This is a genomic window from Gordonia terrae, assembly GCF_051789125.1.
GTDB lineage: Bacteria > Actinomycetota > Actinomycetes > Mycobacteriales > Mycobacteriaceae > Gordonia > Gordonia terrae_A.
Genome location: NZ_CP196526.1, coordinates 2,734,640 through 2,759,904 on the forward strand (window position 1 = coordinate 2,734,640; position 25,265 = coordinate 2,759,904).

Annotated in this window: 32 protein-coding genes; 17 read left to right on the forward strand and 15 right to left on the reverse strand. The window is 63.9% G+C overall.

Annotation, left to right across the window (positions count from 1 at the left end):
- The first annotated feature begins 1,198 nt into the window (after positions 1-1,198).
- From ACSUZC_RS12440 to hcaB, 7 genes are all read left to right on the forward strand, one after another.
- Positions 1,199-2,461 carry an NAD(P)/FAD-dependent oxidoreductase gene (locus ACSUZC_RS12440; protein WP_439028858.1) on the forward strand — a complete coding sequence of 421 codons (1,263 nt, stop codon included), beginning with the start codon at positions 1,199-1,201 and terminating at the stop codon, positions 2,459-2,461.
- Positions 2,449-2,757, forward strand: a complete 309-nt coding sequence (locus ACSUZC_RS12445) for a bifunctional 3-phenylpropionate/cinnamic acid dioxygenase ferredoxin subunit (RefSeq protein ID WP_439028859.1) — start codon at positions 2,449-2,451, stop codon at positions 2,755-2,757. Before ACSUZC_RS12440 ends, ACSUZC_RS12445 begins: the two co-directional genes overlap by 13 nt.
- Positions 2,758-2,796: 39 nt before the next feature.
- Positions 2,797-3,699 carry a VOC family protein gene (locus ACSUZC_RS12450; protein WP_439028860.1) on the forward strand — a complete coding sequence of 301 codons (903 nt, stop codon included), beginning with the start codon at positions 2,797-2,799 and terminating at the stop codon, positions 3,697-3,699.
- Positions 3,699-4,631 carry an alpha/beta fold hydrolase gene (locus ACSUZC_RS12455; protein WP_439028861.1) on the forward strand — a complete coding sequence of 311 codons (933 nt, stop codon included), beginning with the start codon at positions 3,699-3,701 and terminating at the stop codon, positions 4,629-4,631. Before ACSUZC_RS12450 ends, ACSUZC_RS12455 begins: the two co-directional genes overlap by 1 nt.
- 67 nt (positions 4,632-4,698) lie before the next feature.
- Positions 4,699-6,027: an aromatic ring-hydroxylating oxygenase subunit alpha gene (locus tag ACSUZC_RS12460; protein ID WP_439028862.1), complete on the forward strand. Its 1,329-nt coding sequence runs from the start codon at positions 4,699-4,701 to the stop codon at positions 6,025-6,027.
- On the forward strand, positions 6,027-6,593 hold the full coding sequence (locus tag ACSUZC_RS12465; protein WP_439028863.1) for a 3-phenylpropionate/cinnamic acid dioxygenase subunit beta: 567 nt from the start codon (positions 6,027-6,029) through the stop codon (positions 6,591-6,593). The genes ACSUZC_RS12460 and ACSUZC_RS12465 overlap by 1 nt, the downstream gene beginning before the upstream one ends.
- A 16-nt stretch (positions 6,594-6,609) precedes the next feature.
- Positions 6,610-7,440, forward strand: coding sequence for a 3-(cis-5,6-dihydroxycyclohexa-1,3-dien-1-yl)propanoate dehydrogenase (gene hcaB, locus ACSUZC_RS12470; protein WP_439028864.1), 831 nt, complete (start codon positions 6,610-6,612; stop codon positions 7,438-7,440).
- 104 nt (positions 7,441-7,544) lie between these two features.
- Here the strand turns inward: hcaB and ACSUZC_RS12475 are convergent, their stop codons facing one another.
- The 3 genes from ACSUZC_RS12475 to ACSUZC_RS12485 form a co-directional block, all read right to left on the reverse strand.
- Positions 7,545-8,147 carry a TetR/AcrR family transcriptional regulator gene (locus tag ACSUZC_RS12475; RefSeq protein ID WP_439028865.1) on the reverse strand — a complete coding sequence of 201 codons (603 nt, stop codon included), beginning with the start codon at positions 8,145-8,147 and terminating at the stop codon, positions 7,545-7,547.
- Between the two features lies 1 nt (position 8,148).
- A complete protein-coding gene (locus tag ACSUZC_RS12480; RefSeq protein WP_439028866.1) occupies positions 8,149-8,595 on the reverse strand; it encodes a GlcG/HbpS family heme-binding protein in 447 nt (148 codons plus the stop codon).
- A 247-nt stretch (positions 8,596-8,842) separates the two neighbouring features.
- Positions 8,843-9,016, reverse strand: a complete 174-nt coding sequence (locus tag ACSUZC_RS12485) for a hypothetical protein (RefSeq protein ID WP_439028867.1) — start codon at positions 9,014-9,016, stop codon at positions 8,843-8,845.
- 217 nt (positions 9,017-9,233) lie between these two features.
- Between ACSUZC_RS12485 and ACSUZC_RS12490 the strand changes: the two genes are divergently transcribed.
- From ACSUZC_RS12490 to ACSUZC_RS12505, 4 genes are all read left to right on the forward strand, one after another.
- Entirely contained in the window at positions 9,234-10,001 is a 768-nt protein-coding gene (locus ACSUZC_RS12490) for a hypothetical protein (RefSeq protein WP_439028868.1), read from the forward strand.
- Between the two features lie 539 nt (positions 10,002-10,540).
- A complete protein-coding gene (locus ACSUZC_RS12495; protein WP_439028869.1) occupies positions 10,541-11,056 on the forward strand; it encodes a nitroreductase/quinone reductase family protein in 516 nt (171 codons plus the stop codon).
- A gap of 103 nt (positions 11,057-11,159) precedes the next feature.
- Entirely contained in the window at positions 11,160-11,714 is a 555-nt protein-coding gene (locus ACSUZC_RS12500) for a uridine kinase family protein (RefSeq protein ID WP_439028870.1), read from the forward strand.
- Between the two features lie 129 nt (positions 11,715-11,843).
- Positions 11,844-12,257 (forward strand): PaaI family thioesterase, encoded by a 414-nt coding sequence (locus ACSUZC_RS12505; RefSeq protein WP_439028871.1) that lies wholly within the window; start codon positions 11,844-11,846, stop codon positions 12,255-12,257.
- A gap of 377 nt (positions 12,258-12,634) precedes the next feature.
- Here the strand turns inward: ACSUZC_RS12505 and ACSUZC_RS12510 are convergent, their stop codons facing one another.
- Positions 12,635-13,162, reverse strand: a complete 528-nt coding sequence (locus ACSUZC_RS12510; RefSeq protein ID WP_439028872.1) for a MarR family winged helix-turn-helix transcriptional regulator — start codon at positions 13,160-13,162, stop codon at positions 12,635-12,637.
- 89 nt (positions 13,163-13,251) lie between these two features.
- On the opposite strand from ACSUZC_RS12510, the gene ACSUZC_RS12515 reads away from it, so the two are divergent.
- Positions 13,252-13,899 (forward strand): FMN-dependent NADH-azoreductase, encoded by a 648-nt coding sequence (locus ACSUZC_RS12515; RefSeq protein WP_439028873.1) that lies wholly within the window; start codon positions 13,252-13,254, stop codon positions 13,897-13,899.
- 582 nt (positions 13,900-14,481) lie between these two features.
- Here the strand turns inward: ACSUZC_RS12515 and ACSUZC_RS12520 are convergent.
- The 3 genes from ACSUZC_RS12520 to ACSUZC_RS12530 are packed head-to-tail and all read right to left on the reverse strand — an operon-like array spanning position 14,482 to position 16,803.
- Complete coding sequence (locus ACSUZC_RS12520) at positions 14,482-14,994, reverse strand: carboxymuconolactone decarboxylase family protein (protein ID WP_439028874.1); 513 nt, start codon at positions 14,992-14,994, stop codon at positions 14,482-14,484.
- A gap of 50 nt (positions 14,995-15,044) precedes the next feature.
- A complete protein-coding gene (locus ACSUZC_RS12525; protein WP_439028875.1) occupies positions 15,045-15,485 on the reverse strand; it encodes a DoxX family protein in 441 nt (146 codons plus the stop codon).
- Between the two features lie 37 nt (positions 15,486-15,522).
- On the reverse strand, positions 15,523-16,803 hold the full coding sequence (locus ACSUZC_RS12530) for a serine hydrolase domain-containing protein (RefSeq protein WP_439028876.1): 1,281 nt from the start codon (positions 16,801-16,803) through the stop codon (positions 15,523-15,525).
- Positions 16,804-17,010: 207 nt separating this feature from the next.
- On the opposite strand from ACSUZC_RS12530, the gene ACSUZC_RS12535 reads away from it, so the two are divergent.
- Positions 17,011-17,886, forward strand: a complete 876-nt coding sequence (locus ACSUZC_RS12535) for a sigma-70 family RNA polymerase sigma factor (protein WP_439028877.1) — start codon at positions 17,011-17,013, stop codon at positions 17,884-17,886.
- 191 nt (positions 17,887-18,077) lie between these two features.
- On the opposite strand, the gene ACSUZC_RS12540 is transcribed toward ACSUZC_RS12535, so the two are convergent.
- Positions 18,078-18,977 (reverse strand): SGNH/GDSL hydrolase family protein, encoded by a 900-nt coding sequence (locus ACSUZC_RS12540; protein ID WP_439028878.1) that lies wholly within the window; start codon positions 18,975-18,977, stop codon positions 18,078-18,080.
- 255 nt (positions 18,978-19,232) lie between these two features.
- Between ACSUZC_RS12540 and ACSUZC_RS12545 the strand changes: the two genes are divergently transcribed.
- Entirely contained in the window at positions 19,233-19,436 is a 204-nt protein-coding gene (locus tag ACSUZC_RS12545; RefSeq protein ID WP_439028879.1) for a hypothetical protein, read from the forward strand.
- Positions 19,437-19,485: 49 nt separating this feature from the next.
- On the opposite strand, the gene ACSUZC_RS12550 is transcribed toward ACSUZC_RS12545, so the two are convergent.
- From ACSUZC_RS12550 to ACSUZC_RS12560, 3 genes are all read right to left on the reverse strand, one after another.
- Positions 19,486-19,647: a hypothetical protein gene (locus ACSUZC_RS12550; protein ID WP_439028880.1), complete on the reverse strand. Its 162-nt coding sequence runs from the start codon at positions 19,645-19,647 to the stop codon at positions 19,486-19,488.
- 75 nt (positions 19,648-19,722) lie between these two features.
- Positions 19,723-19,929 carry a hypothetical protein gene (locus ACSUZC_RS12555; RefSeq protein ID WP_439028881.1) on the reverse strand — a complete coding sequence of 69 codons (207 nt, stop codon included), beginning with the start codon at positions 19,927-19,929 and terminating at the stop codon, positions 19,723-19,725.
- 50 nt (positions 19,930-19,979) lie between these two features.
- The gene (locus ACSUZC_RS12560) at positions 19,980-20,363 is read right to left on the reverse strand and encodes a winged helix-turn-helix transcriptional regulator (RefSeq protein WP_439028882.1); all 384 of its coding nucleotides are present in this window, start codon (positions 20,361-20,363) and stop codon (positions 19,980-19,982) included.
- Between the two features lie 76 nt (positions 20,364-20,439).
- On the opposite strand from ACSUZC_RS12560, the gene ACSUZC_RS12565 reads away from it, so the two are divergent.
- Complete coding sequence (locus tag ACSUZC_RS12565; protein ID WP_439028883.1) at positions 20,440-21,189, forward strand: SDR family oxidoreductase; 750 nt, start codon at positions 20,440-20,442, stop codon at positions 21,187-21,189.
- A gap of 123 nt (positions 21,190-21,312) precedes the next feature.
- Here ACSUZC_RS12565 and ACSUZC_RS12570 read toward each other — a convergent pair whose 3' ends face one another.
- From ACSUZC_RS12570 to ACSUZC_RS12580, 3 genes are all read right to left on the reverse strand, one after another.
- Entirely contained in the window at positions 21,313-21,813 is a 501-nt protein-coding gene (locus tag ACSUZC_RS12570; RefSeq protein ID WP_439028884.1) for a hypothetical protein, read from the reverse strand.
- Between the two features lie 101 nt (positions 21,814-21,914).
- Positions 21,915-22,754 carry an oxidoreductase gene (locus ACSUZC_RS12575; RefSeq protein WP_439028885.1) on the reverse strand — a complete coding sequence of 280 codons (840 nt, stop codon included), beginning with the start codon at positions 22,752-22,754 and terminating at the stop codon, positions 21,915-21,917.
- A complete protein-coding gene (locus ACSUZC_RS12580) occupies positions 22,751-23,089 on the reverse strand; it encodes a nuclear transport factor 2 family protein (protein WP_439028886.1) in 339 nt (112 codons plus the stop codon). The genes ACSUZC_RS12575 and ACSUZC_RS12580 overlap by 4 nt, the downstream gene beginning before the upstream one ends.
- Before the next feature lie 164 nt (positions 23,090-23,253).
- Between ACSUZC_RS12580 and ACSUZC_RS12585 the strand changes: the two genes are divergently transcribed.
- Complete coding sequence (locus tag ACSUZC_RS12585; RefSeq protein WP_439028887.1) at positions 23,254-24,084, forward strand: MerR family transcriptional regulator; 831 nt, start codon at positions 23,254-23,256, stop codon at positions 24,082-24,084.
- Between the two features lie 232 nt (positions 24,085-24,316).
- A complete protein-coding gene (locus ACSUZC_RS12590; RefSeq protein ID WP_439028888.1) occupies positions 24,317-24,592 on the forward strand; it encodes a hypothetical protein in 276 nt (91 codons plus the stop codon).
- A gap of 108 nt (positions 24,593-24,700) precedes the next feature.
- On the opposite strand, the gene ACSUZC_RS12595 is transcribed toward ACSUZC_RS12590, so the two are convergent.
- Positions 24,701-25,081: an SRPBCC family protein gene (locus tag ACSUZC_RS12595; protein ID WP_439028889.1), complete on the reverse strand. Its 381-nt coding sequence runs from the start codon at positions 25,079-25,081 to the stop codon at positions 24,701-24,703.
- Positions 25,082-25,265 lie beyond the last annotated feature (184 nt).

Genomic DNA, 25,265 nt, shown 5'->3' on the forward strand with positions numbered 1-25,265 from the left:
AGGACTGGCATCGAACTCACTTATCTTCGCCCGATCCCAAGTGCGGTCGCTCCCGGGGTGCCGATGCCCTCGTACGTTTTAGGCCGGGCCGCGTTGCCACGGAATCCAACCCGATGACCTGTGGATTGGCGTCGATGATGCACTGGATGAATCAATGATGCATCAGATGAGACGTCCCGGCGTTCTGTAAAGGATGGCCGCGGCAACCCGGTCCGGCGCATAGTCGTGGCATGCTGCGTTTCTGTGCTGATGTCTCCCGCAGACTCCCCCGGACGACGCTGGCCGTCCCCCACCCAGTCCAAAGCTGTCCAAACCACCGTCCGTCGGCGGTGGCACCAATAAGTGAGCCGCGGCGCTGCAGGACCGGAAAATGCAACGACCGAAAGCATCGCATCCTGCCCGTCGCCCTGCCGGTCCCTCACCACCTGGCGGGGACCTGACCGGACTACAGCACATTCCCGGTCATGCCCGCCATCGACCCGGACACAATCTGGTCCGCCTCTGCAATGTCGCCGCGCTCGGCGAGCCACCGCGCGGACTCTGGCAGTCGAAACCAGCACTTGCGTGACTTAAGTCACGCAGTGTTGGTGTCGCAGATCAAAGCAATCACAGTGACGTGGTGTATTCATGCCTGGAATGGTTGCCGCCCAGCCAGATTTGCTGATGATTGACTGAGCTCCGCACTGTCACAGGCAACCCGAAAGAGAGTAATTGCGCTCCTGGCACCTTGCCCCGGTCTCCGCTAACAGCCAGTTGCAGTTCTGGCTTACGCCTACATTTGTTGAGCGAGTTGGGATTTGGTGCACACCAGGGTGCCGTCGCGCGCGCCGGTGTGCATCCCGGGAAGGGAGGGGCGTAGGACAGGTCGCTGACCGCTTCGACGTAGGCCGTTAGGCCGTGGGACGGACCGGGCAAGACGCATGCTAGTCGGACATCGGACTCGGGCACCGCATCCGGCATTGCCTGAATCAACGCCCAAGGCCGACCGAACCGGAGGATCTGGCGTTCCAGCACGTCGCCAGTGAGCGGCGATGCCGGTCACTTGACACCATCGATTGTGAGGTGCAACATACCTTCTTGAGGGATCGCTCAAGAGTGATTGCTCAAGAAGAAGCCTCCGGTCCTCCTGGTCACAACCGTCGAGTTCACGACGTGGAGCCCGAGCTGCATCACCACCTGTTTCTCTTCGGGAGATCACATGCCTACTGACTCGATCTCGATCGTTGGTGCAAGCGCGGCCGGCGTTGCCGCGGCACGGTCGCTACGTGCCCATGGTTTCGACGGCCGCGTCGTTCTCATCGACGCAGATCGGCGGCTGCCCTACGAGCGGCCGCCGTTGTCCAAGACGGACTCGGCCGAGACCTTGACCGACATTCTTCCGGCCGACGACTACGCGAAGAATGACATCGACCTGCTGCTTGGGCACCGCGTCGATGCCCTCGACAACACCCGCCGTGAACTCGTTCTCGACGGCGGTCAACGTCGCATCCCTGCAGACAAGGTGCTGCTGGCCACCGGTGTCCGCGCCCGCCGCCTGACGGTTCCGGGTGCCGACCTGGCCAACGTGTTGACTCTGCGAGACGCGAGTGACGCCCACGCGGTTCACTCCCGACTGGGTCTCGGCGGTCCCCTCGTCGTCATTGGCGGCGGTTTCATCGGACTCGAGCTCGCTGCGCTCGCCCGATCCCGGGGAATCGACGTGACTGTCGTCGAACTCGGCCCGGTACCGCTGGCACGCCCGTTGGGATTGCCTCTCAGTCGATGGCTCACCGACCACCACCTGCGTCGGGGCGTTCGTGTCATCACTGATGTCACGGTCTGCGAGATGCGTGGTACCGACTCGGTGGAAGCGGTCGTCCTGTCCGACGGCACGACACTCGATGCCGCTACCGTCGTGGTGGGTGTCGGTGTCGATCCTCTTAGCAACCTCGCCGAGGACGCGGGGGTCTACTGCGCTGCGGGCATCGTCGTGGACGATGCGTGCCGCACGAGCTCGGACTGGATCTTCGCCGCCGGTGACGTTGCCAGCCGGCCAGGGCTGCACGGCCTGGGACGGGCACGTATCGAACACTGGGACAGTGCGGTGCGGCACGGCGAGATCGCCGCGGCGTCGATGCTCGGCATCAAGCACAGCGGCGACATCACACCGTACTTCTGGTCCGACCAGTACGACCTGATTCTTCAGATGTACGGCCAACGCGATGCAGGCCACACCTACGTGAGCCGCGCGGCCACGGACACCAGCGCGCTGGCGTTCTGGATGGTCAACGGGGTCGTGACCGCCGCCGCCGGAGTCAACGCCAGCAAAGACCTTCGCGCGGCGAAGACCCTCATCGAAAACCGCACCCCTGTCCGTGCCGACGAACTCGCGGACCCCGGGGTCAACCTACGTGCGCTGGCCAAGCGAGCGAGCCACTCTCATACCCCTGCGATGGAGGCCCCCGCGTCATGCCTTGGATAGCTGCTTGCTCAGTCGACGATGTGCCCGACGACGGCGACAGCTTCAAAGTCGAGACGACCCCCCCGATCGCGATATTCAACTCCGCCGGACAGTACTTCGCCACCGCCGACACTTGCACCCATGCCGAGTTCTCTCTGTCCGAGGGCTACGTCGAAGACTGCACCGTCGAATGCCCAGTGCACCTGGCGACCTTCTGCCTCAAGACCGGTGCGGCACTGAAGCTCCCAGCAACCGAAACCTTGCAGACCTACCCGGTCCGGGTCAGCGGAGACGCCATCGAGATCGACGTCCCCTGACCAACACTCCTGCCAACCCCGAAAGAAAAGGAACTCATCATGACCTCAGTGACCGAACTCGGTTACGTCGGCCTCAATGTGACCGACATCGAGGCCTGGCGCGAGCTGGCCACCACAATCCTCGGACTCTCGGCCGAGGACACTGCGCACGGCAGCCTACGGCTACGGTGTGACGAGCGTGGGTACCGCGCCGAACTGTTCCCCAGTGACACCGACTCCCTCGCCCACCTCGGCCTGCAGGTCGCCAACCTCACCGCGCTGGCCGACCTCACCGAAAAGCTGCACAGTCAGGGCCACAGCATCAAAGCTGGCGACCAGGAACTCGCCCGCGAGCGGGGGGTCAGCGCGGTGTCGCTAGTGACCGACCCGGCCGGCAACACCGTGGAGCTGTACGTCGGCCAGCCCTACGCCGACACCCCGTTCGTCTCACCCACCGGCGCACGATTCATCACCAAGGGCCTGGGTTACGGCCACGCATTCCTCACGGTGCCCGACCTGCCCGCCGCCGAGAAGTTCTACATCGACGGCCTCGGCTTCCGCATCAGCGACCGAATCCCCGCCGGACCCAACGACGCACTGTTCCTGCGCTGCAACCCACGCCATCACAGCATCGGCCTGGCCAGCGTCCCCAACATGCCGCCTATGCTGCTGCACATCATGTTCGAGGTCGACAGCCTCGACACCGTCGGGCACGCCTACGACAAGTGCCGTCGCGGAGCCGCGCCGATCGTGAACACCCTCGGTCGGCATTCGAACGATCTGATGCTCTCGTTCTACCTGCGCAACCCGTCCGGTTTCGACATTGAGTTCGGCACCGAGGGTCTGCAGATCGACGAGGCGTCATGGAACGCCGCAGAGAACCGCTACGAGGTTGAGAGCTTCTGGGGTCACATCCGCACTCCCGACAACGTCCGCGGAGCTGAGGAAGGCTGGCAGTACTGATGCCGCAGCTATTCGAACTCGACGCCGACGTCGAGGAACGCCCACTCGACTCGTGGGGATCGATCGCGGCGGAACTGGCTGGAGCCGAGATCAAGTTCGTGTCCGGCAAGCGATGGACCCATCGAGTCATCGCCGCAGGGACCTCCGGTCCCCCGCTGGTGATGTACCACGGGATCGGCGGGCACGCCGAGACCTACGCCCGCAACATCCGCGCGCTATCCCAGACGTTCCGGGTCTACTCGGTCGATGCAATCTTCCACGGTTACAGCGGAAAGAACGATTTCAACCTCGCAACGATGTACGACCTTCTCACCGAAGGATTCATCGACCTCATCGATGCGCTCGGTTACGCCAGCGTCCTCTTCGAAGGTGAATCGATGGGCGCGCAGTTCGGTGCGACAGTGGCACTGCGCTACCCGGAGCGCATCGACCGGATGGTTCTCAACGCCGGCTTCTACCTCAACACACCCAAGCGAGGCGGCTTCCGACCCACCGGCCGCAGCGCGTCAAATCTCGGCGAACTCTCCGCCAAAGCAGTCACCGACCCAAGCGTGGAGAACGTCCGCGCGCGGATGGAATGGCTTGTGGCAGAACCGGTCCGGATCACCGACGACATCGTGTCGGTGCGCAGTCACATCTACTCCGAACCCGAGGTGAACGCCTCATTGCATCGGATCTTCAATCTCGACGCCGGCACCTTCGGACCCCACCTCTACGACATCGGCTACAGCCACGCCGACTTAGAGGGGTGGAAGCCCGAGACCCTAATCCTGTGGGGCGAACACAACCCCGGCCACGGACCCGATTACGGGGCCTACTGGGCGGATACCATCGGTGCTCGCTTCTACGAGGTCCGAGACGCCGGCCACTGGCCGCATTGGGAGAAGCCCGACGAGTACAACACCGTGCTCACGCAGTTTCTCTCCAGCTGAACAACGAGAACAACCCATCTCGAATCGCTTGAGCGAGCGACCAATCGCTCACCATCTGGAGGTCACAGTGACTCCCCACGACCGAGCCTTCGCCAACAGCGCAGGCACCACCATCAGTCGCTCCATCTTCTCCGACTCCGAGGTGTACCAACGGGAACTAGCCCGGGTCTTCTCCCGGACCTGGCTATTCCTCGCCCACGAGGGACAGTTCCGCAAGCCCGGCGACTTCTTTACCACCTACATGGGCGCCGACCCGATCATCGTCACCCGCCAGCGGGACGGCAGCTACCGAGGCCTGCTTAACTCCTGCCGGCACCGCGGCATGCGGGTATGCCGCTTCGACGAGGGCAACGCGAAGGTTTTCACTTGTCCGTACCACGGCTGGGGCTACAACACCGAAGGCTCGCTGGTCAACGTGCCCGACCAGGAAGCCACCTACGGCGACTCCCTTGACACCTCGGCGTGGGGGCTGAAGACGGTGCCCCGCATCGAGACCTACAGAGGCCTGATTTTCGGCACGTGGGATGACGAGGTCCCGCCGCTGGTCGAGTACCTCGGTGACTTCACCTACTTCCTCGACGTGCTGCTCGATCCCGATGGCAACGGCACTGAGGTGGTACCCAACGTCCACAAATGGCGGATGCGGGGCAACTGGAAACTGGCCGCCGAGCAGTTCGCGGGCGATATGTACCACGCCCAGTCGACCCACCTCTCGGCGTTGATCGTCGAAGCCCAGGCGTCACACGGCATCATGCCTCCGGCGACCGGGTTCCAGGTCGGGTTCCCCAGCGGGCACGGGCTCGGGGGTTTCGACGGGTATGACTATTGGCGTGCCAGCGGCGTGAGTGACGAGACGGTCGACTGGATGGCCGGTCTCGCCGACCGCACCGAGGCGCACCTCGGGTCTGCGCGGGCCAGGGACATGGTGCTCATCCACGGCACGATCTTCCCCAACATCTCGTTGCTCTGGCCGCGTTGGAACCTGCGCGTGTGGCATCCCAAGGGTCCGGATGCGATGGAGGTCTACTCGTGGTGCATCGTCCCGAAGAAGGCTCCCGATGCGGTAAAGAGAGATTTGATCCTCGATTACCAACGTCACTTCAGTGCCTCGGGCACGTGGGAGCAGGACGACGGCGAGCAGTGGAATTATTCGACCAACAGCAGCGACGGGTTCATGACTCGTGACCTACCGTTGCACTACGCCATGGGGCATGGTCGGGCGCCCAACACTCGCCACCCCGACTTCCCCGGGCTGGTCGACGAGGTCACCAGCGAGGTCAACCAGCGACTGTTCTACGAGCGGTGGGAGCAGATGATGGCATCACCACACCCCAAGGAAAATGGGGCAGCACTGGCGGCCGCAATTCCGCCAGCCGAGACCGCAGGGGTGAAGTGATGACCGCCGCGACCGTCCCCGCCACTTCAGCGTCCCCGGTCTCGATTGACGATGTGCTTTTGCATCACGAGATCTCGCAATTCCTTTACCGCGAGTCTCGGATGTTGGTCGAGCGCGATTACGAATCGTGGCTCGCGTTGATGGCCGATGACTTGCACTACTACATGCCGATCCGCAAGAACAAGCATCCGCGTCTGCCCGAGACGACCGAGGGGCCTCTCGCACTAGCGCTGTTCGATGACGACAAGCCGTTCCTGGTTCAACGCGTGGCGAAGATCGCGACGGGTGTGTCCTGGTCGGAAGATCCGCTGTCGCGGGTCACGTACTCGATCGGCAACGTCATCGTCGACATTGCCGAGGATGCCGCGGCTGATGCGTTGAATGAGTACACCGTGTACTCGACGTTCATCCTGCAGCGAAACCGACTCGAGGACGAGGCCGACACCTACACCGGCGTGCGTCGGGATCGGATTCGACGAACAGTTAACGGTTTACAGATTGCCCGCCGACATATTCAGCTCGATCAGTCGGTCATTCTCACCAAGAACATGAGTGTGTTCTTCTGACCGGAAAGGCAGACCCATGTCGTGGTTGAACGAACAGGTGGCCGTGATCACCGGCGCCGGTTCCGGTCTCGGTCGATCGATCGTGGACACCTTTGTCCGTGAGGGCGCGAACGTCGTCATTCTTGAACGCTCGCCGGCGAAGTGCGCCGACCTGCGCTCGTCCTACGATCCCGCCCGTGTCGGGGTCGTAGAGGGTGACGCCACCGTCTACACCGACAACGTCGCGGCGGTCGAGTTCGCCGAACGGCTCTTCGGTCGGCTGGATTCCTTCATCGCCAATGCAGGCCTGTGGGACTTTGCACGACCGTTCGAAGAGATGTCGGCCGAACAGATCTCGTCTGCGTTCGATGAGATGTTCTCGCTCAACGTCAAAGCCCCGATGCTGGGTGCACGGGCTGCACTAGCTGCGTTGCGCGCCTCGAACGGCTCGTTCTTGGTCTCGTTGTCGAACGCTGCTCTGTTCCCAGGCGGCGGCGGCACCTTGTACGTGTCGTCCAAGCATGCAGGTGTCGGGCTGGTCAAGCAGCTCGCCTACGAGCTCGCACCCGATGTGCGGGTCAACGGTGTCGCACCTGGCGGCATGGCCACCGACCTGCGGGGGCCACAGTCACTGGGACTCGATCAGACGGCGTGGAACTCCATGCCCGTCGACGACATCCTCGCCGCCAATACTCCGTTGCAACGGGGGCCGAGTCCATCGGAGTACTCGGGCGCATACGCGCTACTGGCCTCGCGCGAGTTCGGCACCACCGCAACGGGAACGGTGCTCGACGTCTGCGGCGGCATGGGCATCATTGGTGCCGTTGCCGAACGTCGCGGACAGGAAGCAGATGTGTTGAAGTCCTGACGATCTCAGGATGAGATTGCCAGCGGCCCGGTGCGTGATGACACATCGCGCAGCGGGCCGCCCCATCGGTCCATGACCGCACTGTCTCGGCCGCACGAACCACCTCAGTAGTGGTGTTGTTCGAGATAGAGCTTGACCAATTGCGCACTGCGTAGCATCGCCGAGCGGAACGCCTCAGCGGAAAACCGCTCGGAGATGGCCGCTCCGCGCGTCAGGTGGATTGTGAATTCGGCGGCCTCTCGAGACGCAGCGGTGGGGTTATCGGCGCCGAGCGCGACCGCGAACGGTTCGATCATCGCCGCGATGGCCGTGTCGACCTCGACACGGAAGCGGTCCACGGTGGCCACCACATCTGCCTCCTCCGGATGCTCCAAGATCACAAAGAGGGTCAACCGGTAGTAGAGGATCTCGTCGATGATCGCGTCAGCGGCACCGAGGAACAGGTTCTCGATGGTGTCTGTCCCATGAGTCCGACGGCCACGTTCAATGCCCTCCACCACTCGGAGAGACCCACGATCGAGGATCTCTGCCAGCAGACCTGCTTTGCTGCCGAAGTAGTGGTAGAGCGACCCGTTCTTTGTGCCCGATTTAGTACAGATCTGGGCCACCGATGTCGCCGAGTAGCCTTGTGTGCCCATCAGTTCTAGACCCGCCGTGAGGATTTGGGCCCGCGCCGACGGATCGGGAACACGCTCGATCACGCTCACTTCACCGATCGCCTTTCAGCGCGGCCGCCCCGTGTTCGGCGATGGCGACGTCCTGGTCACCAAATCCCCCACTCACCCCAACGGCGCCCACCACATCGGAACCGTCGACGATGGGGTGGCCACCTGCGAGGATGAGCAGGGACTCGTCGCCGGCCAGACCGGTGACCAACATCGGATCGGCAGCACACACTTCCCACATGACCTTCGTCGACACCGACATGACCGCCGCTGTGAACGCCTTTCGGGTTGCGAGATCGACCCCGACTTGCAGGGCACCGTCCTGACGTGCGCTCGCGATCTGATGACCGCCGGTGTCAACGACGGCTACCGCGACGCGTGCACCGATTTCTTCGGACTTTGCCAGGGCGGCATCGAGCACTGCGAGGGCCCCGGTCAAAGTGATCGTCCGTTGTTCCCGTACTACCGCGGCGGCGTCGCGTGATGTCATTAGATCTCCTTGTGCTGCAGATGCGCTGTTTGCCTTCGCCAGTCACGAATCGGCGGTGGACCGTTGTCGCCTGGTGAGAACGTTACCGAGTTCGTCGGCGGCTGCGCGGACCGAGGAGGCGTGGGCAGACGGGTCGAAGCGTGCGGAAGGGCCGGTGACGCTGCGGCGCGACGCGGATGACATCTCAGGAGAGGACGAATCGATGACGGCTGTAGCATCCGAATCTAGCGTCGACCGTGACGCGACTTCACTTCCGAATCGTGCAGAAGCGTTGCTTGATTTGTTGGCGAGTAACGCTGTGCAGACAGAGAAGGACCGCCGAGTTGCCGAGGCGAACATTGAGGCTTTGAGCGATGCCGGTCTGTTCTAGATCGCCGTGCCCAAGCGGCTCGGTGGGCACGAGGCCGATTTCACCACGCATCTACAGGTCACCTCGACGCTGGGGCGAGCCTGCGGATCGACGGCTTGGGTTGCGAGTCTGATCAACGTGTGCCACTGGCTGATTGGCCTGTTCCCCGACGAGGCCCAGAACGATGTGTTCGGTTCTGACCCCGATACGCGGGTGTGCGGGGTATTTGCCCCGACATCAACCACGCGGGCCGTCGATGGTGGTCCTGTCGTGACCGGAAGGTGGGGCTTTGCGTCCGGGTCGTTGCGGCCAGTGGGCACTGCTCGGCGTTCCGATCGTCGACGAGACGGGCGCGCAGATCGACCAGGGCCTTGCGCTCGTACCGATGAGCGAATTGGCCATCGAAGACACCAGGTATGTGGTCGGGATGAAAGGCACCGGGAGCAACACCATCGTCGCCGAGGACGTGTTCGTGCCGGCACATCGCATTCTGTCTCTGCCGCAGGCAGTAGAGGGGCAGTCCGCGACCCCGCATACCGACGAGACGCTCTACCGCTCGGCGTTCGTACCGGTTGTGTCGCTGATACTGGTCGGACCACAGCTCGGTCTGGCTCAGGGAGCCCTTGAACTGGTCCTCGCATCCCTCGCAAAGGGGCGTGGCATCTCGTACACGTTCTATGACCGTGCCGTGGACGCAGGTTCGACGCAGATCAACATCGCCGAAGCGGCCTCACTGATCGACACCGCGCAGCTCCACATGGCGCGCGCCGCCGCCGACATCGACGCGGCCGCGGCCAGCGGCGAGTACATGGACTTTCAGACTCGAGCCCGAGTGCGCATGGACGTCGGGGTAGTAGCCACTCGAGCTCGCGCCGCGATGGACCTCCTGCTCACTGTTCAGGGCGCCGGATCGTTTGCCGAGTTCAACATGCTCCAGCAGAAATGGCGCGACCTCGAAGCTGGCTCGAGGCACGCGGTTGTCAATCCGTCGATAGCGGCCGAGATCTACGGACGGTCGCTGTTGAACGTGAAGGAGCAGGTCACACCTTTGGTGTAACCGCAACACAACATGTGTTAGGCCCGAGTCGAGCTGGCTCCGCGCCTGCGCCCGCGCAAAGGGGCGCTGATCAAGTCTAAACGGGCGGTTTGCCCCACGCTTCCAACCAGCGGATCGTCCCGGCGTGTGTTGGGCTGACCCGGATTCGCTGACCAGCGACCATTATCTGGCCGCTCTCGGGTACTCGGCGTTGCAGGGTTTGAGGTCCTGATTCCGGCGGCGGTGGCAAAGGCGTCGATGCTGCACGAACGCCTGCCAGCTTTCGAATCTCATTGGAATCGCCGTCCTTGGAGGGTGACGGTGAAGGCATCTTCGCCTATCGAATGACGCCTGCAGCTCCGTCACCATCTGGGTCGCGGGTGTTCTCTGTCTGGCAGACCGATGTCATCTTCTACGGGGCCGATCTCCTCAAGTGTCTCGAGAACGAGATGGCCGGGGGTGGAACTCGTCGCCTGTCCCCTAGAAGCGTCGACGTCACAGGTTCTCACGTCGATCGATTTGGGACCGTACCTGTCCTAACTCCGCGACACACTCGAATCATGAGTGAAACCGAATCGACTGCAGGGCAGCCCGATCAGACCAGTATCACCGACTACAACGATCCGAACGCGCCGTGGAACCAGGCATGGGACCAAGAGGGCGGCATCGCCAACTGGAACGATGATGTGATCAAGGAGTTCCGGGAGAACATGGGCAAGGTGGGCGGCGCTTACTCTGGCGTCGACCTCATCCTTCTCACCACCACCGGAGCCAAGAGCGGAAAGCCGCACACGACTCCACTGGGACCCTGCTACCGGGACGACACCATGTACGTGAGCTCGTTCATCGAGGACAAGTACCCGGCATGGTGGTACAACATCAAGGCGAATCCGCAGGTCACCATCGAATTTCAGGATAAAACGTACGAGGGCACCGGCAAGGTGCTCGAAGGCGCGGACTATGACGAGTTCGCCGCCTGGGTGCTGGCCAACAACCCACTGCTGGCAGACTTCCAGTCCAAGGTTGACCGCCCCATCCCGCTTGTCGTGCTAACCACCGTCGGTTCCGCCGCGTGATGCATCAAGTCTTGAATGACCTATCGCATGAACGCACCACGACCGGGACCGCGACTACTCACCGACGTCCCAGCGGCGTTCTCTCAGCGAAGGTCAGGCCAGAATGGAGCTTGTGCTGATCGAGGAAATCGCGGTCAAGGTAGCCGAGAGCGTGCCCCGGTTGGGATCTACCCGACTGGTCGCTGTAGACGGGCCGGGCGGCGCAGGAAAATCGACTCTGGCGGAACGTCTCGCCGTAGCATGCTGTGCTGAGCTGCTCCACACCGATGACTTTGCATCCTGGGACAACCAGATCGACTGGTGGCCCAGGCTGGAAAGGCAGGTTCTGGAATCGCTCGGCCAGGACCGTCCCGCCCGGTACCAGCGCTATGACTGGAACACGCGCGCCTTGGCGGAATGGCACGAGATAGCAGGCCCGGATGTGCTGATCCTGGAAGGCGTGTCGTCTGCGCGCGAGGCTGTACGTGATCGTCTGTCGCTGTCGATCTGGGTGGAAACCCCGCGCGATACGCGGCTCGCGCGGGGGCTGGACCGCGACGGGGTCGAAGCTCTGCCGTTGTGGGAGCAGTGGATGGCTGCTGAGGATGCCCACTTCGCCGACGATCGAACACCAGACCATGCGGATCTGATCGTCGACGGATGGCACAGCCAGGAATGAACGCTGATCACGTCCCACCTGCGGTCGGGTAGTGCGCGGTTCGGATACCTAGCCCCACCAGATGCGTTAGTTGTCGGCCGCCTCCACATCTCATTTGCCCTTCTGACTACGGTTTCCTATAGTTAGGGGATGGGAAATCCGCTGAGCACCAACCTGAACGACATGAGTGCGTTTCTGCAGGCGACGGGGTTCGTGATCGAAGAGCAGTCGGGAGCTCAGGTGTCCGGGTACGTCGAGCTCGGGGCAGACCATCTGACGCCCTGGGGCGTAGTGCACGGCGGTGTGTATGCAACCATCGTCGAATCCGCGGGCAGCATCGGCGCGAGTGCCGCCGTTCGCGACAAGGGACAGTTCGCTGTCGGACTGCACAACAGCACCGACTTTCTGCGTTCGAGTACAGGCGGACGGGCGCGGGTCCTGGCTGAGCCCATACAACAGGGGCGGACACAGCAACTGTGGCTGGTCACGATCACCGACGAAACGCGTGGCAAAGCCCTCGCCCGCGGCCAACTCCGCCTGCAGAACGTGCCGCTGCCCGACTGAGCAGGCTGCTGGGCATCTCTGCGCACGTGAGCGACGCTGCACCGTTCACTCGCAGGCGACGGTCGGACCCGGTTGAAGACGAACCCGCGTGCCGACATTTCCCTGCGACCGACAAGAATTCGGAGCAGATCGCACCAATCGCTCAGCCCTGCACCGACATCACCGTCGGAACACCCTCAGTTTCGTGACCAAGGGATCTTGCATCCTCCAACCGCGAACCCGTCTCTCCCCCGGCGTCATTCACGCGGATCTTGTGTCAGGTACTACTGCACGGGTTACTGATGGCGCTTAGATGCGCCTCCCAGGCAACGACTTCGGACGACGAACGCCGCAGAGGCCTACCCGTTCGCCCGTGGCTGACATTGCGAGTCGGCGTTTCAACCCTGGGTCTTGTCGGTTCGACCAGTCGTTGACGCCAGGGTTTCGGCGAGGGCAGGATCGGCTGCTGCAACGATCAGGCGGGCGGCCGACCCCAGCTGTTCGAGCTGAGCGGCGTCCATGGCGTCGACGACGAGCCGCCGCACCTCTTCGACGTGCGTGGGCGCAATACGCTGGAGCTCCCGCCAACCCGTCTCGGTCATGAGTACTTCGGTTCGTCGGCCGGCGCCACCGCACGCCCGGCGCTCCACCCACCCGGCAGCCTCGAGACGTGAGACGGCGTGCGACAGCCGGGACAATGACCCCTTCGCCTCCATGGCCAGATCACTCATCACGCTGACGCGCCCGGGAGCTTCCGACAAAGACACCATCACGCTGTACTCATAGAAGTTGATTCCGCCAACCTGCTTCAACTGCGCGTCGAGCTTTCCGGGCAGGGTCATCAACACTGCGACGAGGGATGCCCAGTCGCGCTGCTGATCGTGAGAAAGCCACACATCATCGTGCGCATCCGGGGTGTAGGTCACCCAGCCATGCTAGCCAACTTGAATATTCAATATCGGCGCGTATGGTTCAACTTGCACGTTCAAGTTCGCGCCTACTCAAGGAGAACCACATGACCCTGTTCCGTCTCGACGCCAGCATCCGAGTCGAGGGATCACACAGCCGCGCGATAGCCGACATCGTCGAAGGAGAGTGGAAGTCGGGGCATCCCGACGATCGGATCATCCGGCGCCACGTCGGCACCGACCCGATCCCCTCGTCGACCTGGGCAACAGCTGCCTTCGCCGGCAATACCCCCGAGGATCAGCGGTCACCCGAGCAACGTGACGCGCTAGGTGTCGCGGCCGAACTCGCTGATGAGCTGATCGCCGCCGACGCTCTCCTGTTCGCCGTGCCGCTGTACAACTTCGGGGTGTCCCAACATTTCAAGACCTGGGTCGACACGGTCATCACCGACCCTCGCTTCAGTCCGGTCGCCGCTCCGGTTCTCGCGGGCAGGCCCGCCGTGCTCGTGACGGTCCAAGGCGGCAACTATGCGGCCGGGACGCCTCGCGAGGGCTGGGACCACGCGACCGACTGGATGCGTCGCATCCTCGCCGATGTCTGGAGCCTGGAGCTCGAGGTCGTCGAGACCGCATTCACCCTCGTTGGCGAGAACCCTGCGTTGGACGAGTTCTCCGACCCCGCCGCAACACTCCGTAGCGAAGCCGAGCAACTCGCTCGCAAGGCCGGACAGGCACTCGGGGCCGCTCGCCTCTGAGAGATCGGGGGCCGGCTGTCTTGGTGCGCGGCATCAAGACGGAGGTCGCATCGTTCCGCAGGTCGGTGACTGTCGACGATAAGGGCGATGCCGTCACCCCCGATCGCCTGAGACAGACCCTGATCCCCCACTTGCAAATGCGATCGCAGGAAGGGCTTCTCGTAGTGCCGGGCCCGGTTCGCACAGTGTTCCGTTCCCTGCTCCGATATTCCGACACCGAACATGCATGGGGCTACCAGCAGAGCACCGCATCTGTATCTGCATCATCGTGACCGCTCCTTCTTGCGCCACTGTCAACGGCCAATGTCGCTACGAATACCGCTGCCACCGAAGGCTTTAGAGACCCGATCGAGAATTTCGGCAGATGGCGAAGCCCCACGTCATCGCGCTTGCAGATGTGACTGCGCGAGGCCGTAACCCGAAGCACACTCAACATGGGCCGCTGGGCCCCTAACCGAAGCGGGCCGGGTCGCCACGACGGCGGCCCGGCCCGACTCCCCCGACCATGCGTCTGGTCGGATCAGGAACGGGCTCAGCAGAACTCTGTGATCTGCAGCTCGATGTTGCCGCTCTTTGGACCGGTCAGGCCGACACTGGGGTCCATTGTTTGTCCGGGGACCGGCCGGGCATCGGCTGTCCGATCAAAGCAAGCGGGACAAAGAAGTTCACCTGGCCGATTGCCATGGCGAGAGTGGCCAGGGCCTTGTCGTCGTAGTGCTTCGCTGCCAGGTCGTAGAGACTGTCGGGCACCCGCTCACCCTGTGTGGCCGGCTGCTGAACAGCTTCTACCAACGCCAGCGCGACACGTTCGGGGTCGGTGAAGTAGGGGGCGTCGCGCCAGGTCGCGACGGCGGCAATCCGTTCTTCGGTTTCTCCGGCGGCGCGCAGGTTGGCGGTGTGCAGGATAGCCAGGTAGGTGCTGCCGACGATCTGGCCGGCCCGCAACTGCACCAGGCCGATGGTGGCATGTGGAACCGCTCCGGTGCCGGTGGCTCTGAACAGCGCCGCGCCGATGTCGCCGAGTTCGGGGACTAGCTCCTGCGGGTTGGGCATCCGAGAGCCTTCGCGCTGCTGGGTTGTGGAGTTCGCGGTCATGGTGTGGGTTTCCTTTTCTCTGTGGTGAATTGCGGTGGGTTTTCGGACGATCAGACGTGTTGAGTCCGAAGCCGGGCGCCGATCACAGGCATGGCTGCGGCGGTCGATCCCCCGTGCGGCAGCCATGCTCGGGTGGCGAATGTGGCGGCGGCAAAGAACAGGGGTGTCGCCCACTTATCGGGGCCGTCGCCGACGGTCATGTGTGAGGTGGCGGCGCCGCCGTAGACGAAAACCAGTCCGGCGTAGGCCCATTCCTTCGTCTGCGGGTGACCAGGAGTCAGGATTGCGGCGATTGCGGCGGCTTTGGCGACGCCCAGGATGGTGGCGAAGTACATGGGGTAGCCGAGGTGGTTGAACGAATCGCGAACGTAAGAGACCCGCGCGAGGTCCCAGTAGGCCCCGACCGCGGTCTCGACAAGGACGGCGCTTACAGGGACCCAGCGGGCGAGTCTGAGGCCGCGGGACATCATCGAAATAGCATGAGAGGACATATTTGTTGCTCCTGGAAACTTGTTGACTCGGGAGTGGTCAGGCCGCGGAGGTGACGCCGGTTCTGGTCGCGGCGTGGTGCAGGGCGGCGGCAAGCCGCGCGTTTTCGGGGGCGCTGAACGCGAAGGCAGCGCGGCGGCGGGTGTAACCGTAGGTAAGGCCGCTATGTGGGTCGGCGAATCCGTCCGACCCGGCGGAACCGGTGTGTCCGAAGGCGTGTGCGCCGAGGAACGGATGCAGCAGGCTCTTCGCTTCGAAACCCAGCGTGTAGGGGGCGCGCTCCCCGCGCACCAGATCGGGACCGACCGAGTGGATCGCTGAAAGTGTGGCGATGGTTTCCGCTGACAGAAGCGCTTTCCGATGCTCGATGCCGGTGGTGGCCGCGGCATACATGGCTGCAACGCCGCGGGCGCTGCCGACGCCACCGGCCGAGCCCTGGCCTAGGCGGCGTACTGCCGTGTTGTTGGGCAGTTCCATGACGTCGGCGGCGGTGAAGCCGCGAGCATTGAGGTTGTATGAGATACCGGCGATGCCATGCGGGTTGGGTGAGTTGGAGGCGAAAGCCGCTTCCATCTCCGGCGTGGCCCGCCATGGCTGTATCGGCAGATAGCGGTGATCGAGTTCAGCGGGCAGTCCCAGGTAGACGTCGAGTTCGAAGGGGGCTCGGATCCGGTGCTCGAAGTGCTCCTGAATGGTGCTGCCGGTGATGGCCCGCACCACCTCGCCGAGGATGGCGTAGGTGACGAACCCGCCGTAACCGTGTACCGTCCCCGGTTCGAAGAAGGGCCGTTGGCCCACCAGCCGCTCGGCAATGACTCGTTCGTCGGAGAGTTCCTCGACGGTGAAGCCACCGTCGACCCCGACGATCCCGGACCGGTGCACCAACACGTCGCGAGCGGTGATGTTCCCTTTGCCCGCTGTGGCGAACCGTGGCCAGTAGTGGGCGACCGGTTTATCGACATCGAGGCTCTCGTCCTGAATCAGGAGTGCCACCACCAGGCCCGCGGCCCCCTTGGTCGTTGAGTGCAGACCCGTCAGGGTGGTACCCGACACCTCCGGCCCGGCCCACAGGTCCACCACCTGCCGGCCATGCACGAATGCGGCGAGCTGAGCGCCTGATTCCCCGCCCTCCTCGGCAACGACGGCGGCGAACTCGGCGCGCACCCGCTCGTATCCGCCGGCGACGGTACCGTGTATTTCGATCGCGCTCACTGTGTCATTCCCTTCTTGATAACTGCGTGGTTCCCGCAGGGGGAAGACCTCGGCTCCGGAATCCGGCGCGGTCGGCGGTCTAGTGCATTGACGGACGGCGGTGAACAAACGTGACCGCGGCGCGGAAAACCAGCAAGTAGAGCGTTTTGGGGGCTTGCCGGGATCACAGAGCCCGAATACGGCCGTCGTCTGTCCGAGTCGATCGCGCCGTGCTTGCGGCGAGCTACGCCGGAAAGTTGGCGACGAATGCGGGATGGGGTCACGTTTCCCGCGCGCGGTTCGTCATTGATACGGGACGAGATCGAGGAGGACTTCGTGCACGATGCGCATTTGTTGGCCGAGGAATTCGAGGGACACCGCGCTCACTTGCGCGCGGTCGCCTTTCGGATACTTGGTTCGCTCACTGAGGCCGACGACGCCGTGCAGGAAGCGTGGCTGCGGTTGGCTCGAAGCAACACCGGCGATGTCGACAACCTCGGCGGTTGGCTCACCACCGTCGTGGGCCGGGTCTGCCTGGATATGCTGCGGACACGCAAGACCCGCCACGAGGAACCCCTCGACTCCGAGCACTTGCCCGACCCAGTGATCGTCTGCGAGAACACTCCTGACCCCGAAGGTGAGGCACTGCTCGCCGATTCGGTGGGGCTGGCGCTCTTGGTGGTGCTGGAATCGCTCAGTCCGGCCGAACGACTTGCCTTCGTCCTACATGACATGTTCGCCCTGCCGTACGAGCAGATCGCCCCGATTGTCGACCGCACCCCGCAGACAGCGAAGAAGCTGGCCAGCCAAGCGCGCCGTCGAGTCCAAGGCGTGACACCGAATCCGGACCTGCGTCGTCAACGTCGCCTCGTGAATGCCTTCCTCACCGCCGCCCGTGGCGGCGACTTCGACGAACTCCTGCAACTCCTCGACCCTGACGTGGTGCTGCGGGCCGACGCCGGCGAAGCGATGCGAGTGATCCGCGGCGCGGCCGCAGTGGCCGGGCAAGCCGAAACGTTCCAGCGCATGGCCACCCTGTGTGCCATTCATCCCGCTGTGGTCAATGGTGGTGCGGGACTGGTCAACACCGTCGACGGCGCCCCATTCTCGGTCATCGGATTCTCCGTCGCCGGCGACCGAATCACCGCGATCGACATCCTCTCCGACGCGAGCCGGCTCGCCCGCCTTGATCTGGCCGCAGTCCTGAACTGACAGCGGCCTGCCCATGCTGACGAGCAGTCAGCCTGCCGGAGGTCGTGTTGCCACTTTGGCGACAGTCGTGCCGGTGACCGACCCTTGCAATATGCAGTGCTACCAGCCAAAGCTCACGAATGGGCCTACCAGTGCCGCCCTACCGTCACGTGTGTAGTCCCCACGCGACGGGCAGGTGCCGAAGTGGGCCATCAGCGCAGTGCGGCCACGACTTGATCGGCCATTGCCTGCTGGCCGCGTGCGTTGGCGTGCATGGCCGGGAAGCTGACCGCACCCAACGTCGGCTCGACCCATCGCCGCTCGCCCGCGCAGGCGTCGTGGCCGGCGGAGACCTTGGTCATGCCTACATAGGTTGCGTGTGTGGCTGCGGCGGCGCGGCGCATGGCGTCGTTGAGGGCGGTGAAGACTCGGTGCAGGTATTTGGTGTCTCCGGGCGCCGTAAGCAAAGACGCCGAGCAGAGCGCAGTGCCGGCGGCCGGGTAGATCTGCGGATACCCGACGAGGAGGACGCGGGCACGCGGCGCGGCGCTGTCGATGCGGCGCAACGCGTTGACGAGGTCGGGGTAGGTCGAGGAGTTGATCTTGTCGACCAACGAGGTGCCGAACTTGTCGCGGCACGGGGTGGCCGACAACGGCGCGGACAGCCAGGCCTGCTGGCAGGCCGAGGTCGAGTCGTTGAACAGCCCGTTGTTGTTCGCGCCGATCGTGAGGGTGACCAAGCGGGTGGCCGGACCTACCGCGCTGATCTGCGGTCCTTGCCACCGGTATTGCGACTGGGTCAGATTCTCGGTCGTCGCGCCCGCGCAACTGACGTCAGCGACAGTGGTTCCGCGTCGCTTGGCGACGAGGCTGGAGTAGTTGACCAACGAGTTCGAGCAGAAGGTTGCCGCACTCGTCGCCTGCGGGAACACGGATGCGCCTGCGCTGTAGCTGTCACCAAGATTCACGTACGGATATCCGTCCGCGTCCGCTGCCTGGGCTCCGCCGGCCTGGGCGAATCCGCCGACGAGGGCGACGGCGGTGGCCGCCGCGGTCAGCATGAGTCGGGTGCCGAGGCGTCGGCGGGGTCTGCGGCCATTCGGCACGGGCATTCGGTAACTCCGGATCGTGGTGCTCAAGTTACTGATGTTGTTATTGAGACTAACACCAATGGGTCGACACACCTGCACTCGGCGGGCGTCGGTGGTCAATTCGTCATCATCATCGCGACTGCGACCGCGGCCGTGGCAACGGCAACGCGCTGTCGTCGAAGCTGAACCGGGCCATACCGCGCCCGACCATGCGTACGTGACCCGCCTCGTCAACCAATGTTGACGAACAGTGGAACTGCGGGCACCCTGGTCGGCATGAAGGTAGGACTGGACAGCGACGACGACATGACACCGATCGAGCAACTCGCCCAGGTCGCGACGCGACGACAGCAAATCGCGCGAGAGGAAGAGGTCGCAGTGCGGCGGGCGCGCTTGGCCGGGCTCTCGTGGGCAGAGATCGGGAGCCTACTTCAGGTCTCGAAACAGGCCATGCACAAGAAGTATCGGAAGGTCGGCTGAAGAACGGCGCCCGGCGTGGCCGCCAAGGCACTCGGCCGGACCGCTCGTTTCAGTCGTTGTCTGTGGCGGGGCCGTCTTGGGTTGCCCCGCCCTCGCCGGTCCAGTCGCCGGACTTCTCCCCTTCTGCCGGGTCGGACTGTACGTCGGGGTTGGCACCCTCCGGTCCCGTGCCGAGCTCTTCGGTGTGCGGGTCGGTCTTCTTCTCAGTCATACGACTCTCATACCCGAACACGACCGCGCTCAACCCGCCATGGCCGGTCTCGCCAGCTCGAACGACAATTCAGCGTCATTGCGCAGCGACTGCCGCGGTCACGAGGTCGACCAATTCGCGGGCGAGCATGCCTGCAGGGTCGTAGCGCGCGTCGTAGGACGCCACACTGATCGAGGTCGTCGTCGAGAGCTCACCGATGTCATCGATGAGCCGGCGCACCTCAGCTGACAGAACCCCGCCGGGCTCCGCGTATTCGTTGGCGGGCGCGATGGATGCACTCATCCCATCGACTCTGTCACCGGGTGACGGCGAAGTTGGGAGTGTGACAGGCGCTAGTCTCGGCGGCGAGCGTTCTCGCCTACGCCACCGTCGTGACGCCGAGAATTGGTTGTCAACGCATCAGCGTGAACGTCCGCCCACTGCCAGAGGCCTTCAAGTGCCGCACCCAGCCCGGCACCACGGTGCGCGGTCAATTCGTAGGACTTGTTGGGCAACTTTGCGACGACCCCTGCCTGCGCAAGCACGTTCAGGCGCGCTGCCAGCACGCTTGATGAGCAGTTCCCCATCCGTCGGCGAAGCTCCAGGAATCCCAGCGGACCGGGCTCCAGTTCCCACACCACGCGCAAGACCCAGCGTTGTCCGAGCAGGTCCATAGCGGCGTAGATCGCCGCTTCGGGTGAGTCCGACTCCCGACTGGAGCTCCTTGCGCTTCTCATTTCGAACCATCATACTCACGCTTCGAAATCAGAAGTACTTCTAGATCAGAAGTCTGAGGCAGATTCGGAGCCGGAGTTGAGAAGTTCCACGAACATCCTCGTCACGGGCGCATCGAGGGGTATCGGAGCCGCGGTCGCGCGAACCCTCGCGCGCGACGGTCACCATGTAGTCATCAACTACCGCGAGAAGCGCAAGCGCGCTGAGCAACTGGTCGAAGAGATTCGAAGAGACGGAGGAACCGCAACCGCAATATGTGCGGATCTCAGCAACCAGACATCAGTCGCGGACATGATCGACATCATCGGCGAACAGTTCGGCCACCTCGACAGCCTGGTACTGAACGCCTCCGGGGGCCTCGAGCGCGGTGCTGCTTCCGACTATCCCATGATGATCAATCGCAACGCGCAGCTACTCACCCTCGAACTCACACTCCCGATCCTCCGCCCAGGGGCAAGGGTCGTATTCGTCACCAGCCACCAAGCTCACTTCGTTTCAACACACCAGGTGCCGGACGACTACTACCCCGTTGCCGTCAGCAAACGCGCCGGCGAAGACGCAATCCGAGAACGCATACCCGCTCTGACACGCTCAGGCGTCGGCCTCTCGATCGTCTCCGGAGACATGATCGAAGGAACGATCATCGTCCGCCTCCTCGAGCGTCGTGACCCCGATGCGGTCGGCAAACGCCGCGACGCTGCCGGCCTACCTTCTATCGAGGAGTTCGCCGAGGCCATCGCCGAAGAGTCCGTTCGATCCGATATCGTGCCTCGCACGGTCTTCGTAGGCGGAAGTGACTATCTGCAAGCAGTCGACCAGCTCACCTGAGCTTTCGCTGTTGTAACTGTTGTTCGCTTTATCTGGGCGGTCCCGTCGAGGCGATCCAGGCAGCGGTTCTGCTGCACCTCGACCGCTCCCATCTCGAGCATCACTCAATCGAGCACACAGCACTCACCCCTCGAGGCCTTGTCGCCTTACCCGTGAAGAAGGGGGTACGCCGGCACGCATCCACAGCTCGCGGATCGCCACCCCGACAAGGACCAGCGTCAGCGAGACGGTGCTGTGCAGGTACACGCCGTCGATGGCACCCGGAGTGGCCAGGACAAACAGGGTCAGTGCCGCGAAAGGCGTTACCACGGTGATGATTCCGACGACTAGACGTCTGGATGCGAACGCATCGACGATCGCAGCGACCACCACGAGGACAAACGCTGCGAGCGCGTAGACCGCCGGGTTCTGCCACCACTCCGGGCCAGGCGAAAAAGCCAGGTCGACATAGCCCGTACCGGTGACAGGAAGGTAGGGAGTGTAGATCGTCCACCCTCCGAGGCCGCCTCCGAACGAAGCACCGACCGACTCGTGTACCCGCCACCAGGTGATCCCACCCGCAAAGAGAGCCGAGACCACAAACACCCACCACATGACATGACCGACGATCCGCGCGCTGAACACCAGAGGCCTTTGGGACATGTTTGCAACTATGGCCCACAACAAAGAAAGCAGCTTCGATCGGCGGCGCGACACGCGCCGCCGGTCGTGTCAGCCCCTGACGTCTACTCGGGGAAATCTGCTTCGCGCGAGAGTGTTTCGTTCGCTCGGATATCCGCCGACGCCGCCTCCAGGGTGTCGGCGACGGCGTCGAAACCGGCATTGCCGAGCACCAGCCGCCGAGGAGGCTGGTCCAGGTCCATCGCCGCGATCACCGCACGAGCACCGCGGCGAGGATCGCCGGGCTGCACACCGTCCATTTCGACAAACGTTGCCCGGACCTGCTCGAGCATGTCGTGATACTCCGAAATCGGTTCTGACACCGGCTCGGAGGCGAAGCCGGCATAGGCATTCGTGCGGAACGCTCCCGGTTCGACTGCCAGGACGGAGATGCCCTGTGCGGCGACCTCGTCGCGCAGCGTCTCCGTCACGGCTTCGATGGCGAACTTCGTCGCGCTGTAATAGCCGAACCCGGTCGCCGCGACGAGTCCGGCCACCGAGCTCACGTTGACGATCCACCCGTCGCCGCGGGCGCGCATTCCTGGCAACACCGCGCGCGTGACGGACAGTACTGCGAAGAAGTTCAGCTCGAACATCGCGCGGACCGAAGATTCGTCCATGCCCTCGATCGATCCGAACCAGCCGCGGCCGGCGCTGTTGACCAGCACGTCGATACCGCCGAAATGCTCCTCGGCTGCGCGCACCGCACGCAGCACTTGGTCGGCGTCGGTGACATCGAGCGGTACAACCAGAACGCGGTCACCGTACTGCTCGGCCCACGGCGCCAGCTCCTGCGGACGCCGGGACGTGAGTACCACTCGATCCCCTGTCTCCAGCGCCGCCTCGGCGAACGCCACCCCGAAGCCGCCAGGCGTTCCTCCGGTGATGAACCATCGCCGCGTCATGGCTCGATCACCAGCCGGCTGATCAGCGAACCATCCAACGCGAAGCGGTAGTGCAAGTCCGCGACTCCGCCGGGGAAGTTTCCCTCCAAGTGCTGTCCGACGTCGATCGTCGTTGCGGTTGTGATCGCACCGGTGAACTCGGATGTGTACGTGTACTCACCGACCGAGGCGGCCAGCCAGGCTCCGATTTCGTCGCGACCTGTGTAGTCGCGACCGTCGTCGGTCACGACGGCATCGGCGGTGAACATGGCGAGCGTTCGGCCGTCCTCTCGGGCGCCCAGTTCGGTCATGAACGTCTTGATGGTGTTCGGGAGGTCGTCCCATTCTGTGGTCATGACCCCACGGTGGGGCTTCCTCCAAGGGGAAGGTCAACCCCGGCGCGGCGCAGGCGTCGGATCCACCCTGCGGTGTTGACGTTGCCCCAGGGGGAAGCTGGAGGATGTCCATACGCGATCAAGCGGGGCGGCGCACCACAGCGCGCATCACTGAGGAGGGCGCGATGGGCGCACAGGTTTCGATCGGTGACTTCGCAGTCATGACCAGCCTGAGCAGGAAGGCGTTACGGCACTACCACGACATCGGCATTCTCGAGCCGGCCCACATCGATCCCCACACGGGCTACCGCTTCTACGACACCGGCCAGGTCGATCATGCACACATCATCCGCCGGTTCCGGTCTCTCGGAATGTCCATTCCCGACATCAAAGCGCTCCTGAGCACAGACGACGCAGCGACTCGCACCGAGATCATCACGACGCATCTCGAACAGATGGAGGTGCAGCTGCAGCAGACTCGTGACACCGTCGCCGCGCTGCGCGAATTGCTCTCTCCGGTAAACACTCCCACCTTCGTGTCGGTGCGGCATGAACCTGCGCTGGCCGTGTGGTCCATCGGCGCCACCCTCGAGGTCTCGGAGCTCGACAGCTGGTTCTCGACGACACTGACGACTCTGCGGGACGCCGTTGCCGCAACAGCGAGCGCAGCATCCGCAGTCGTGCCGGGCGGCCTTTATGATCGAGCGCTGTTCCTCGAGTCATACGGTGAGGCAACACTCTTCGTTCCTGCGCCGGAGGCCGCGGCTCCCCCGGACGGCATCCGGGCCGAGATCTTGCCCCAGGCCGACTATGCGATGCTCACCCACTCCGGCGGTCACGACGGCAGTATCGACCGCAGCTACGGAGCCCTCGGCAGGTACGCGAACGAGCGGCTGATCAGCCGCGAGGGACCGATCCGCGAACGCTACATCGGGGACACACAATCAGGCCCGACAACGTTCTCCGCCACGGAAATCTACTGGCCGATCTTGAGCACCGCGCCACCGAGGGGGTGACAGCAGTCCACTGCGAGGCAGCGCTCGCGGGTACCCCGCAGCTGGGATACAGGGATCGCCGGGTGGGTGTCAGGAGAAGGATGGCGGTCTCGACAGCTGCAGTGCCGAGGTTGCGTCGGTGCCGATGTCGACTGCGTCACGACGGGGCCACGTGCGACTCCGCAGGGCTGATCTCTACTGCGCCGGGTACCGTGGGCCTCGGCATCAGGTCGGAAGAGGACGGGAGCATTCGATGTCGAGGTTGATCGACCTCCTACTGGGAGACCGACGCGATCCTCGTGCGGTTCTGGCCGAAGAATTCGGAGTGCCGATACCGGAGTCGGCGAGTCCGCCGGAAGCGGCGCGGGTCTGGGCACGCGGTGTATTGGCTGCCGCCGGGGTGCGGCCGGAACAGAACCGGACGGCTGCGATTGCGGTCCTGCGCCGGGAGAAGAAGCTGGCCGTTCGCCCGGCAAGGTACTTGGTGGACTACCTCGCCGAGTACCACCCCGAATCGGACTCGCAGTAGGAGTGATCGCCTCCGCCCTCGAGCGTCGAGTAGATCGCCACCAGGGGCGATCCGGGCTCCCGCCCCGCGCGACGGCACACGGCGATGATCATCGCGTATTCCACCCCGTCAGGCCCGTAGCCCAGCCGCGATCCGTTCGATGCGTGGCAACGCGATGGCCAGTACAGGCAGATACGCTGCCGCCCAGACCGGCGCGCCGAAGCTGAGAATGCAACCCCCGGCCACCGGGATGACCTCGTGTCGGGTCGCGTTCACCCCCGCGACCTTCCACGCCCACGACCGCCCTTCCACGAACTCGGTGATCTCGAAGGGCAGGGGCACCCCCGGAAGTGTCGTGATCGTTCCGCGCGCCCCGAACGTCAACCTGATGCCTCCGTCCAAACGAGCCCCTGAGACGGTAGGGCCCCATTCCGGCCAGGTTCGTACATCGACGATCGTTGCCCACACCGCTTCGACGGGCAGGCTCGTGCGCAGCTCGGCTGTCGGCATGCCGTGTCGAAACGAAGTACGAACTCGCAGCGTCGACCTCAGCAGTGGCTGCGTCGCGGGACGCCTCATCGCTTGATCCGACTCGAGGGCGGTGAATGGCTCCACCCTGGCCGTGTGGGACCGGCTTGGTCGAGCGTGTGAGGGCTCATCAGGCCATCGTCGCAGAATATGGGCGGTTCGGCAC

Bases quoted from the DNA above. Each gene is read 5' to 3' on its own strand.
- ACSUZC_RS12585 (WP_439028887.1), top strand. From the start codon at position 23,254: ATGGGCGCACAGGTTTCGATCGGTGACTTCGCAGTCATGACCAGCCTG.
- ACSUZC_RS12580 (WP_439028886.1), bottom strand. From the start codon at position 23,089: ATGACCACAGAATGGGACGACCTCCCGAACACCATCAAGACGTTCATG.
- ACSUZC_RS12455 (WP_439028861.1), top strand. From the start codon at position 3,699: ATGCCGCAGCTATTCGAACTCGACGCCGACGTCGAGGAACGCCCACTC.
- ACSUZC_RS12515 (WP_439028873.1), top strand. From the start codon at position 13,252: ATGACCCTGTTCCGTCTCGACGCCAGCATCCGAGTCGAGGGATCACAC.
- ACSUZC_RS12450 (WP_439028860.1), top strand. From the start codon at position 2,797: ATGACCTCAGTGACCGAACTCGGTTACGTCGGCCTCAATGTGACCGAC.
- ACSUZC_RS12545 (WP_439028879.1), top strand. From the start codon at position 19,233: ATGAAGGTAGGACTGGACAGCGACGACGACATGACACCGATCGAGCAA.
- ACSUZC_RS12440 (WP_439028858.1), top strand. From the start codon at position 1,199: ATGCCTACTGACTCGATCTCGATCGTTGGTGCAAGCGCGGCCGGCGTT.
- ACSUZC_RS12555 (WP_439028881.1), bottom strand. From the start codon at position 19,929: ATGAGTGCATCCATCGCGCCCGCCAACGAATACGCGGAGCCCGGCGGG.
- ACSUZC_RS12540 (WP_439028878.1), bottom strand. From the start codon at position 18,977: ATGCCCGTGCCGAATGGCCGCAGACCCCGCCGACGCCTCGGCACCCGA.
- ACSUZC_RS12590 (WP_439028888.1), top strand. From the start codon at position 24,317: ATGTCGAGGTTGATCGACCTCCTACTGGGAGACCGACGCGATCCTCGT.
- ACSUZC_RS12465 (WP_439028863.1), top strand. From the start codon at position 6,027: ATGACCGCCGCGACCGTCCCCGCCACTTCAGCGTCCCCGGTCTCGATT.
- ACSUZC_RS12505 (WP_439028871.1), top strand. From the start codon at position 11,844: ATGGGAAATCCGCTGAGCACCAACCTGAACGACATGAGTGCGTTTCTG.
- ACSUZC_RS12445 (WP_439028859.1), top strand. From the start codon at position 2,449: ATGCCTTGGATAGCTGCTTGCTCAGTCGACGATGTGCCCGACGACGGC.
- ACSUZC_RS12595 (WP_439028889.1), bottom strand. From the start codon at position 25,081: ATGCCGACAGCCGAGCTGCGCACGAGCCTGCCCGTCGAAGCGGTGTGG.
- hcaB (WP_439028864.1), top strand. From the start codon at position 6,610: ATGTCGTGGTTGAACGAACAGGTGGCCGTGATCACCGGCGCCGGTTCC.
- ACSUZC_RS12525 (WP_439028875.1), bottom strand. From the start codon at position 15,485: ATGTCCTCTCATGCTATTTCGATGATGTCCCGCGGCCTCAGACTCGCC.
- ACSUZC_RS12495 (WP_439028869.1), top strand. From the start codon at position 10,541: ATGAGTGAAACCGAATCGACTGCAGGGCAGCCCGATCAGACCAGTATC.
- ACSUZC_RS12560 (WP_439028882.1), bottom strand. From the start codon at position 20,363: ATGAGAAGCGCAAGGAGCTCCAGTCGGGAGTCGGACTCACCCGAAGCG.
- ACSUZC_RS12550 (WP_439028880.1), bottom strand. From the start codon at position 19,647: ATGACTGAGAAGAAGACCGACCCGCACACCGAAGAGCTCGGCACGGGA.
- ACSUZC_RS12500 (WP_439028870.1), top strand. From the start codon at position 11,160: ATGGAGCTTGTGCTGATCGAGGAAATCGCGGTCAAGGTAGCCGAGAGC.
- ACSUZC_RS12480 (WP_439028866.1), bottom strand. From the start codon at position 8,595: ATGACATCACGCGACGCCGCCGCGGTAGTACGGGAACAACGGACGATC.
- ACSUZC_RS12485 (WP_439028867.1), bottom strand. From the start codon at position 9,016: ATGCGTGGTGAAATCGGCCTCGTGCCCACCGAGCCGCTTGGGCACGGC.
- ACSUZC_RS12520 (WP_439028874.1), bottom strand. From the start codon at position 14,994: ATGACCGCGAACTCCACAACCCAGCAGCGCGAAGGCTCTCGGATGCCC.
- ACSUZC_RS12575 (WP_439028885.1), bottom strand. From the start codon at position 22,754: ATGACGCGGCGATGGTTCATCACCGGAGGAACGCCTGGCGGCTTCGGG.